Source organism: Bradyrhizobium sp., assembly GCF_036009065.1.
Taxonomy (GTDB): domain Bacteria; phylum Pseudomonadota; class Alphaproteobacteria; order Rhizobiales; family Xanthobacteraceae; genus Bradyrhizobium.
In genome coordinates this window covers 1-2841 of record NZ_DASYMN010000261.1, presented here as the reverse complement: position 1 = coordinate 2841, position 2841 = coordinate 1, and the positions used below count along the sequence as shown (strand labels likewise).

Below are 2841 nucleotides of genomic sequence, written 5' to 3'. Positions count from 1 at the left end.
GCCGGAACGTCGGCGAGTTTTTCGAGGGCGGATTTGCGCAGGTCGCCCTGCTGCTGCAGCATCGCGGAGATTTGCGTATAAGCGCGCGTCACCTCGATCATCCTGCTCATCTCGGCGACCGAATTGACGTTGGATTTTTCCACAAACCCCTGGCGCACCCGCGAGGCAGTGTCGGGCTGTGCCGCATTGCCTTCGCCGCCGGCGTACAGATTGGCGCCTTCTTTGACGAGCTTCTGCGCCTGCGCAAAACTCACCAGCCGCAGCTTGCCGCGGATCGAGTCGATACGGCTCACGCCTTCCAGCACGCTGACGCCGCCATCGGCATTGATGGTGACCTCCTTGTCGGTCGGCTGGAACACGATCGGGCCGCCGGTGCCGAGCACCGGGTGACCGGCCGCCGTCACCAGCTGGCCCTGCGCATTGATCTGCAGGCTGCCGTCGCGGGTGTAGCGCTCGCCGCCGGGGGTCTGCACCACGAGGAAGGCCTTGCCGTCGATCGCGACGTCCAGCGGATTCTTGGTCGGCTCGAGCGGGCCTTGCGCAAAATCGTGCCAGGTGGCGCGGTCGGTCACGTAGCTGACGCGGCGGTCGGCGCTTTTGAAATTGTCCTGGTGCGCGCCGGAGGTCAGGTATTCGTGAAACAGCGACTTGTCGGCCTTGTAGCCTGCCGTGTTGACGTTGGCGACGTTGTTGGCGACGACATCCATCTGCCGTTCCAGCGTCATCTGCCGCGATAGTCCGACGAGAAGCATGTTCTCCATCGGTGGTTCTCCCCTTCGTGTGATCCGCGACTGGCTCTCCCAAGCCGCCGGCGGATCGTGCAAACCGCCAAGGCTCTCCCAAGCCGCGGTTCGCTTAGGACAGAGCGAAAGCCGTGCCAATTGAGAAAGTGCTTGTTTTACAGTAGTTTATGCGTTTGAGCGGGGTGGCCAAAGCTCGGCAGAAAGGTCTTGTTGACCATAATGGCCCGGCAGTTTTTTCCTACTTGAGGGACAAAAGAAAGGTTCCATTAACCATTGCAAACCTAGTGTCCCTGTAGTTGAGGGCGCGTGCGCGCCGGGGGCATTTGTATCGCGTCACGCGCCTGCCTGGCATCGGGCCTCTCCAATTCGGGCGGGCAGACGATGGCGGACAACGACGACAAGGAAGACGGCGCCGAGGCGGCTGCCGCGCCGAAAAAAAGCAGGAAGAAGCTGATCATCATGGCTGCCGCGGCCCTCCTGCTGGTCGGCGGCGGTGGCGCCACCTGGTTCTTTTTCTTCCGTCATCATGAAGAAGTGCACGCCGAGGCCGCGGCTCCGAAGGCGCCGATTTTCGTCGATGTGCCGGAGGTGCTGGTCAACCTGGTCGGCGCGCCCGGCGAGCGCACCCAATATCTCAAGGTCAAGGTCGTGCTCGAGGTCAAGGAAGAGAAGCAGGTCGAGGCGATCAAGCCGACCATGCCGCGGGTCAGCGACATTTTTCAAACCTACATGCGCGAGTTGCGGCCCGCCGATCTCAATGGATCGGCCGGGCTGTTTCGCCTGAAAGAAGAACTGACGCGGCGGGTCAACCTCGCCGTCGCACCCGGCCAGGTCAACGCCGTGCTGTTCAAGGAAATCGTCATTCAGTGACGGGACGGATGTGATACGATGGCGGGCAACGACCAGGTCGACCAGGATGCGATCGCCGCCCAGTGGGAGGCGTCGCTGGATTCCGAGGATCCGATCGCCGCTGCGGAATCGGCCGCGGATAACGAACTCTCCGGCGCGATGGCGCTGCAATGGGCCGCCATGGTCGAGGACGGCGGCCGCGATCTCGCCGGCGGCAAGAACGGCGGCGAGCGCGTTCTGTCGCAGGAAGAGATCGACAACCTGCTCGGCTTTTCCGTCGGCGAGGTCAACCTCGACGACCATTCCGGAATCCGCGCCATCATCGATTCGGCGATGGTGTCCTACGAACGCCTGCCGATGCTGGAAATCGTGTTCGACCGGCTGGTGCGGCTGATGACCACGAGTTTGCGCAATTTCACCTCGGATAACGTCGAGGTCTCGCTCGACCGCATCACCTCGGTGCGGTTCGGCGACTACATGAATTCGATTCCGCTGCCCGCGGTGCTAAGCGTGTTCAAGGCCGAGGAGTGGGAAAATTTCGGACTCGCCACCGTCGACTCCAGCCTGATCTATTCCATGATCGACGTGCTGCTCGGCGGGCGCCGCGGCCAGACCTCGCTGCGCATCGAGGGCCGGCCCTACACGACAATCGAAACCAATCTGGTAAAACGCCTGGTCGAGGTGGTGTTGTCGGATGCCGAGCAGGCGTTCCGGCCGCTGTCGCCGGTGACCTTCACCATCGACCGCCTCGAAACCAACCCACGCTTCGCCGCCATCAGCCGGCCAGCCAACGCCGCGTTCCTGGTGCGGCTGCGCATCGACATGGAAGACCGCGGCGGCAATATCGAACTGCTGCTGCCTTATGCGACCATCGAGCCGATCCGCAACGTGCTGTTGCAGATGTTCATGGGCGAGAAATTCGGCCGCGACCCGATCTGGGAGGGGCATCTCGCCACCGAAATCGCGCAGGCGCAGATTTCGGTCGATGCGGTGCTCTATGAAGCCGACATCCCGCTCAAACAACTGATGAAGCTGAAGGTCGGCGACACGCTGCCGCTGGAGATGCGCTCCGACGCGCTGATCGCGGTGCGTTGCGGCAACGTGACCCTGACCGAAGGCCGCATGGGCCGGGTCGGCGACCGCGTCGCCATCCGCGTCACCAAGCAGCTGCGCAAGCCCAATACCACCTTCGCGATGTTCGAGAAGGCCGAAGAGCAAACCAAGTTGATGGAGGCACAATGAGTCATTC

3 protein-coding genes are annotated in these 2841 nt (G+C 62.6%); 2 read left to right on the top strand and 1 reads right to left on the bottom strand.

Annotated features, from left to right (window positions below):
* The coding region (flgF, locus tag VGP39_RS15860) for a flagellar basal-body rod protein FlgF (protein ID WP_327569051.1) at positions 1-761 on the bottom strand (761 nt) is incomplete at its 3' end.
* 363 nt (positions 762-1124) lie between these two features.
* Here flgF and fliL point away from each other — a divergent pair.
* Together fliL and fliM are read left to right on the top strand one after the other, a co-directional pair.
* The gene (fliL, locus tag VGP39_RS15855) at positions 1125-1613 is read left to right on the top strand and encodes a flagellar basal body-associated protein FliL (protein ID WP_327569050.1); all 489 of its coding nucleotides are present in this window, start codon (positions 1125-1127) and stop codon (positions 1611-1613) included.
* An 18-nt stretch (positions 1614-1631) separates the two neighbouring features.
* Positions 1632-2834 carry a flagellar motor switch protein FliM gene (gene fliM, locus VGP39_RS15850; RefSeq protein WP_327569049.1) on the top strand — a complete coding sequence of 401 codons (1203 nt, stop codon included), beginning with the start codon at positions 1632-1634 and terminating at the stop codon, positions 2832-2834.
* Positions 2835-2841 lie beyond the last annotated feature (7 nt).

Excerpts from the sequence above, each read along its gene's own strand:
- fliM (WP_327569049.1), top strand. The coding sequence starts at position 1,632 with ATGGCGGGCAACGACCAGGTCGACCAGGATGCGATCGCCGCCCAGTGG.
- fliL (WP_327569050.1), top strand. The coding sequence starts at position 1,125 with ATGGCGGACAACGACGACAAGGAAGACGGCGCCGAGGCGGCTGCCGCG.